Raw genomic sequence first — 6,315 nt, forward strand, 5'->3', positions numbered from 1 at the left:
TCCCCCCCCCCCTTCCCCCCACTACCTCTCCCCCCCCCCCCCCCTCCCCCCCCCCCCCCCCCCCCCCCCCCCCCCCCCCCCCCCCCCCCCCCCCCCCCCCCCCCCCCCCCAACCCCCCCCCCCCCCCCCCCCCCCCCCCCCCCCCCCCCCCCACGGCTCGCGTCACTGGCCGGCGCAGGCGTTGCCTCCGGTCGGGTTCAGCAGCCCGATGATGTTCACGCTGTTCCCGCACAGGTTGAGCCCGAGGTAGACCGGTACCTGGACGACGTTCCCCGAGGCGACACCCGGGCTGTCGATGGCGGCAGCCGTCGTCGGGTTCGGGTCGGCCGCGTGGGCGGTCGCCGTGCCTCCGAGCGCAAGGAAACCTGCCATGACGGCCGTTGTGGCGATACTGCGCATACCCATGAACTTGCCTCACTGGTTGACGTAGGGACGCTTCCATCACAGACGCCCCACGCGCCGTTCGCCTCTTCAACTGCTCCGTATGGCTGCCGCCCGGTGCGTGCCCCCCGCTGTGCCGGGACAGCTGAGGGCCGGACCGCCGAGGCGGTCCGGCCCTCCGCGCTGTGCGAGCCGGTCAGGCTGCGGACGGGAAGCGTTCCCAGACCCGGTGGGCGCCGAGCAGCTGCGTGAGCTGCTGCAGCACGCTCGTGGCGCCGTCGCCGACGACCACACCCGGGGCGTCGAGCGGAATACCGGCCGCCTCCAGCGCGGTCTCGCCGCCCTTGGCCGCGCCGATGGCCTTGCCGTGCCGGAACGCCTCCGCCAGCAGCAGTCCGACCCGGGGGTCGGGGGTGGCCTGCTGGGTCGCGGGCAGGCCGGCCTTGGCGTCGCGGGCGCCGAAGGCGTCGGCGCCCACTCCGGGTGTACCGGCCACCAGCAGGGCGTCGAACTCGACGGAGCGTGCGGTGGCGTAGGTCCGCTGGACGGTCAGGGCGTCCGAGTCGTTGCCGAGGGTGCCGCCGACCGGGGCGACGACGAGGGGGACCATGCCGCTGTCCAGCACCTCCTGGCGCACGGCTCGCACGCCGTCGAGGTCGCCGTCGGGGCCGGTGACGATGCCGATGACCCGGCCGTCGGTGGGCCAGGTGTGGCCGACCTGGGAGAGGGCGGGGCTCGGCCGGACGTCGGCCAGTGGCACGGTGGGCTCGGGGGCGGGCAGGCCGAGGCCGGCGGCGACGCCCTCGCACAGCTCCGGGTCGATGTTCGCCAGCACCGACAACGCCCTTTCACGGATGGCCCGTTCGTAGCACTTGCCGAGTTCGAAGGTGTAGGCGCCGATGATGTGCTCGCGCTCCACCGGGCTCATGCTGAGCCAGAACCGGCGCGGCTGGCTGAAGTGGTCGTCGAACGTCTCGGGCGCCTCGCGGACCTTGGTGGCCTCCGGCACGCGTACGGGAGTCTCGACGTAGGCGCCCATGTCGGCACCCGCGACGAACGGGCAGCCGCCGTCGAGGGAGTTGGGCCGGTAGGGGGCCACCCCCCGGTGGACGGCCGTCTGGTGGAAGCCGTCGCGCAGCATGTCGTTGACCGGCGCGTGCGGCCGGTTGATCGGGATCTGCGCGAAGTTGGGCCCGGCCAGACGGGTGATCTGGGTGTCCAGGTAGGAGAAGAGCCGCCCGGCGAGCAGCGGGTCGTCGGTGATGTCGATACCGGGGACGAGGTGACCGGGGTGGAAGGCGACCTGCTCGGTCTCGGCGAAGAAGTTCGACGGATTGCGGTCGAGGGTGAGCAGTCCGAGCGGCTGCACGGGGGCCAGTTCCTCGGGGACGATGTTCGTCGGGTCCAGCAGGTCGATGCCCTCGAAGGTCTGCTCGGGGGTGTCGGGGAAGGTCTGGATGCCGAACTCCCACTCCGGGTACGCGCCCGCCTCGATGGCGTCGGCGAGGTCCCGGCGGTGGAAGTCGGGGTCGACGCCGTTGACGATCTGCGCCTCCTCCCACACCAGGGAGTGCACACCCAGCTTCGGCTTCCAGTGGAACTTCACCAGGGTCGTCGCTCCGGCGGCGTCGACCAGGCGGAAGGTGTGGACGCCGAAGCCCTCCATCGTCCGGAAGGAGCGCGGGATGGCCCGGTCGGACATGTTCCACAGGGTGTGGTGGGTGGCCTCGGTGTGCAGGGTGACGAAGTCCCAGAAGGTGTCGTGTGCGCTCTGGGCCTGCGGGATCTCCCGGTCCGGGTGCGGTTTGCCGGCGTGGATGACGTCCGGGAACTTGATCGCGTCCTGGATGAAGAAGACCGGGATGTTGTTGCCGACCAGGTCGAAGACGCCCTCGCTGGTGTAGAACTTGGTCGCGAAGCCCCGGGTGTCGCGGACGGTGTCGGAGGAGCCGCGGGAGCCCAGCACGGTGGAGAAGCGCACGAAGACGGGTGTCTCGACATCCTCGGCGAGGAAGGCCGCCTTCGTCACCTTCGCCGCCGTGCCGTAGCTGCGGAACACACCGTGCGCTCCGGCGCCGCGGGCGTGGACCACGCGCTCGGGGATGCGTTCATGGTCGAAGTGCATGACCTTTTCCCGCAGATGGTGGTCCTGGAGGAGCACCGGGCCGCGGGGTCCCGCCTTGAGCGAGTGGTCGGTGTCGTACAGCCGGGTGCCCTGGGCGTTGGTGAGATAGCTGCCGCTCTGCGCCATCCGTGCCTGCTCGGCGCCGGTCGGCTGCCCGGTCGGCGAGACGGTGTCCGGGCCGCTCTGGTCGGGCTTGGGGGGCAGCGGCTCACGGGCCTCGGTCGGTTCGGCGACCGACGGCGACTCGGGACCCGGCTTTCCGGGGATGCCCTCCTCGGGGCCTGTGCCGTCACCGTGCAGGGCACCCGCCACCTTGTCCGCCGCTCGCTTGAGGGGATTGGTCTCGCTCATCAGTTTGATTCCTTCGCTGGTCACGGGGGCGGGCCCGGCACGGGCGAGGTGGGGTGTGCGACGCGTGGTGGCCACGCCCGGGGCATGCGGCCGACAGCTTCAGCAACATCAGGTGCGACACGGGGCAAGGGGTCGGCGCGGCTCCCGTACCGAGGTCCCCGGGCCGGGGCGTCCGAAACCGGGAATCGCGAGGGATCTCCCGATCGGGGTGAAGTCGGGCCGTCTCTCATCGAGTTGCCGGGACGGCAGGCCCGCCGGACGCACTGGTCCGGGCCCGGGGACCGCCGGACAGGGCCAAGGGCTCCCTGCCGAGGGTGCCTTCGTCAGGAGGGCCGGCTTCTTGACCCGGGAGCGGGCGGCCATCGGCCGGCCCGCCGTGGCCACCCTATGCGCTGGTCCGCGCCCCCGCAGTTCGGGATCGGCGGGTCATGCGCGTGCCACGACCCGCAGGGTCTTCAGGGTGGGGTCCGCCGAGTCCCCGATGAGGAAGCCGTGCTCGACGCCGCTGCGCAGGTAGTCGACGATCTCCGCCGTGATCACCTCGCCCGGCGCGACGACCGGCACGCCCGGTGGACAGGGGCTGATCGTCTCGGCGGCGATCCGCCCGACGGCTTGTTCGGCGGGCACCTGCTCGGCGGACGCGAAGAAGGCGTCGCGGGGCAGGACCGCCTGTTCCAGTTCGAGCGCGCCGGGCTCGGGCGGCCGGACGGCCGGCCGGCGTTCGACGGAGTCGGCACGCTCCACGAGCGAGCGCACCGACTCCACGAGGAGCTTCTCGGTCCGGTCGTCGTCGGAGTGGGTGATGGAGGCGCTGATCCGGCAGGTGTCGGGGCGTGCTGGAGGTAGAGGACCGAACTCTGTTCGATGGCGCCGCCCATCTTGTGGACGCTGGTGACAGTCGGCGTCGGCGTCCATGCCCCCAGGCGGGCAGATCCGGGTGGAAGGGCAGATGGGCGCCCCACGCCTCGTCCACGATGAGCGGTACGCCGAAGGAGTGGCACCCGCACGTCGAGAAGAACGCGCGTTCGGCGCCGACCGCGTCGGCCATCAGTTCCTGCGCCTGCCGCAGCACCCCCTGGGACTGGCGGCGGTCGTCCAGACCGTTCATGGCGAGCACGTGGACACGCCTGCGGGCACAACCTGATCGCGGCGGCGGGGCTGGGGGCCGCCCTGGTCACGGACGCCCTGCTGGACGGGAGCGAGGGAACGGTGCCGGCGGTGGGTACGCCCGCCGAGGAGGGCGGCAGCGGCAAGGCTCTCGAGGTGGAGGCCGGCATCTTCGACGACGTGGACGCCGCCCTGATGTTCCATCCCGGAGTGTACGACTGGGTGCGGGCGCCGCTGACCGCGCAGGAGCAGTCCCGGGTCGCATTCCGGGGCCGGGCCGCGCATCCGACGGGAGATCCGACCGAGGGCATCGACGCGCCGGCGGCGCTGATCGAGCTGTCCAACGTCGTGCCGGCACTCGGCCGGCGGCTGCCGCAGGCCTCCCATGTGCAGGGCATCATCACCCAGGGCGGCACGGCCACGAACATCGTCCCCGAGTACGCGGAGGGCCGCTTCGGGCTGCGCGCGCTGACCACCGCCGCCCTGGACGACCTGGCGGCACAGCCGCGCACGGCCGCCGAGGGGGTCGCCCTGGCGACCGGTACGGCCCTGGGCTCGTCCGACCTCGGAAACGTCAGCGGCCGGGTGCCCGCCATCCACCCCTTCGTCTCGATCACGGGTGCGAGGGCTCCGATCACACACCGGAGTTCGCCGAGGCGGCGGCCTCCGGGCGCGGCCGCGGTGTCCTCCTGTCCGTGGTGGAGGCGCTGGCCCGTACGGGCGTGGACGTGTTGCGGGACGCGGATCTGCGCCGCCGGGCGTGGGGGGACCTGCGCCGCACCGCGGGCTGACGGCGGGGTCGCCCTTCAGCCCAGCCGGCCGCACGGCACCTCCGGCTCGTCCTTCCCGCGGCCGGCGTCGTTCTCCCGTGCTTGCCTCACCGCGGCGGTCAGCGCCCGTCGGACGGCCTCGGGCAGCCGGCCGCAGGACGGCCACCGCACCAGGCAGCGGGCCACCTCCCGCAGTTTGACGTTGGTGTGCTGCGAGACGTGTTTGAGGACCTCCCAGCCCTGTTCGGGGCTGAGGCCTCCGACCGTGATGACCACGCCGATCGCCTGGTCGACGAGCGCGTGCGAACTCACGGCCCGCCGCAGCTGGGCCACCTCTTCCTGGAGTTCCCTGAGCCGGTCCGCCTGCTCGTCGTTTCCGATCATGTCGTTCACCCTGCACAGCGCATCGCGGCAGGACCAGCCGGCAGGCGAACACTTTGGCGGGCTGACGTACAGAATACGAAACGTCCCTGATGAGCGGGCACATGACGGAGGGCTTCGGGGGCAGCCGGGGACCATGGAGACGCTCACCTTCGACAGCGACGACCTGGACGTCACGGAGGAATTCCTCAGCCGTGCCTACGCCAGGATGCGTATAGGCAGCGGCACGCCCGGCTCGAACCAGGCGCGGATCCGGCGTGCCGCCATCTCCTCGGTGAGCGTCGACGAGCTCACGCTGGACTTCGAGATGAGCTACTCGGTGACGCCGCTGGGCAGGATCTGCCTGTGCGTCGTCCACGAGGGATCCGTGCGGGACCACGGCTTCCAGGGCGTCGAGGACGCCTTCGGGCCGGGCGACGTCGTGCTGTTCGCCCCGCCGGACCTGCCGTACTCGGGCCGGATCTGCAACGCCCGGTACAACATCACGATGCTGGATCCCGCGCTGCTCGCGCAGGTTGCCGCCGGCCCGGACGGCTCGCGGCCGGTGCGGCTGACCGGTCACCGGCCGCGTTCGGCGGCCGCGGCCCGCCACCTCGCCCGCACCATCGCCCATCTGCGCGACGCGGTGCTGTCCGATCCGGAGATCGCGGACCAGCCGCTCGTCGCCGCCACGGCGGCCCAGCACCTGGCGGCGAGCGTCCTGGCCGCGTTCCCGAACACGGCGCTGCCGGAGCCGACCGCGGCCGACCGCAATGATGCGCACCCGGCGGTGCTGCGGCGCGCGCTCGCCTACATCGACGACCACGCCGACCAGCCCGTCACGATCGCCGATATCGCCGCGGCGGCCCATGTGACGGTCCGCGCCCTGCAGTACGCCTTCCGCCGGCACCTGGACACGACACCGCTCGCGCATCTGCGTCGGGTACGGCTCGCGCACGCCCACCACGACCTGGTGGCCGCCGATGCCGGCACCGGGGCCACGGTCACGGAGATCGCGGCCCGCTGGGGCTTCCACCACCCGGGCCGCTTCGCGGCCCTGTACCGCCGCACCCACCGGCGGGCCCCGCACGAGACCCTGGCCGACGGCTGAGGCAGCGCGAAACGGGGTGGGGGGGGGGGGGGGGGGGGGGGGGGGGGTCGGGGGGGGGGGGGGGGGGGGGGGAGGGAGGGGAAGCAGGGGGGGGGGGGGGTGGGGTGAGG

5 protein-coding genes and 1 pseudogene are annotated in these 6,315 nt (G+C 72.9%); 2 read left to right on the forward strand and 4 right to left on the reverse strand.

Annotation, left to right across the window (positions count from 1 at the left end; all coding sequences use genetic code 11):
- Nucleotides 1-162: 162 nt before the first annotated feature.
- The 3 genes from ACZ5CW_RS41080 to ACZ5CW_RS41090 form a co-directional block, all read right to left on the reverse strand.
- Nucleotides 163-399, reverse strand: a complete 237-nt coding sequence (locus ACZ5CW_RS41080) for a chaplin (protein WP_468610931.1) — start codon at nucleotides 397-399, stop codon at nucleotides 163-165.
- Nucleotides 400-577: 178 nt separating this feature from the next.
- Nucleotides 578-2,857 carry a catalase gene (locus tag ACZ5CW_RS41085; protein WP_468610933.1) on the reverse strand — a complete coding sequence of 760 codons (2,280 nt, stop codon included), beginning with the start codon at nucleotides 2,855-2,857 and terminating at the stop codon, nucleotides 578-580.
- Nucleotides 2,858-3,283: 426 nt separating this feature from the next.
- Nucleotides 3,284-3,772, reverse strand: a complete 489-nt coding sequence (locus ACZ5CW_RS41090) for an Orn/Lys/Arg family decarboxylase (protein ID WP_468610935.1) — start codon at nucleotides 3,770-3,772, stop codon at nucleotides 3,284-3,286.
- A 126-nt stretch (nucleotides 3,773-3,898) separates the two neighbouring features.
- Here ACZ5CW_RS41090 and ACZ5CW_RS41095 point away from each other — a divergent pair.
- A pseudogene (locus tag ACZ5CW_RS41095) lies at nucleotides 3,899-4,755 on the forward strand (M20/M25/M40 family metallo-hydrolase); the annotation flags it as partial.
- A gap of 15 nt (nucleotides 4,756-4,770) precedes the next feature.
- Here ACZ5CW_RS41095 and ACZ5CW_RS41100 read toward each other — a convergent pair.
- The gene (locus tag ACZ5CW_RS41100) at nucleotides 4,771-5,118 is read right to left on the reverse strand and encodes an ANTAR domain-containing protein (RefSeq protein WP_468610937.1); all 348 of its coding nucleotides are present in this window, start codon (nucleotides 5,116-5,118) and stop codon (nucleotides 4,771-4,773) included.
- 133 nt (nucleotides 5,119-5,251) lie between these two features.
- Between ACZ5CW_RS41100 and ACZ5CW_RS41105 the strand changes: the two genes are divergently transcribed.
- Entirely contained in the window at nucleotides 5,252-6,205 is a 954-nt protein-coding gene (locus ACZ5CW_RS41105; protein WP_468610939.1) for an AraC family transcriptional regulator, read from the forward strand.
- Nucleotides 6,206-6,315: the final 110 nt, after the last annotated feature.

This window comes from Streptomyces sp. NPDC031379 (genome assembly GCF_055569615.1).

Bases quoted from the DNA above. Each gene is read 5' to 3' on its own strand.
- ACZ5CW_RS41080 (WP_468610931.1), bottom strand. From the start codon at position 399: ATGCGCAGTATCGCCACAACGGCCGTCATGGCAGGTTTCCTTGCGCTC.
- ACZ5CW_RS41085 (WP_468610933.1), bottom strand. From the start codon at position 2,857: ATGAGCGAGACCAATCCCCTCAAGCGAGCGGCGGACAAGGTGGCGGGT.
- ACZ5CW_RS41090 (WP_468610935.1), bottom strand. From the start codon at position 3,772: ATGGACGCCGACGCCGACTGTCACCAGCGTCCACAAGATGGGCGGCGC.
- ACZ5CW_RS41100 (WP_468610937.1), bottom strand. From the start codon at position 5,118: ATGATCGGAAACGACGAGCAGGCGGACCGGCTCAGGGAACTCCAGGAA.
- ACZ5CW_RS41105 (WP_468610939.1), top strand. From the start codon at position 5,252: ATGGAGACGCTCACCTTCGACAGCGACGACCTGGACGTCACGGAGGAA.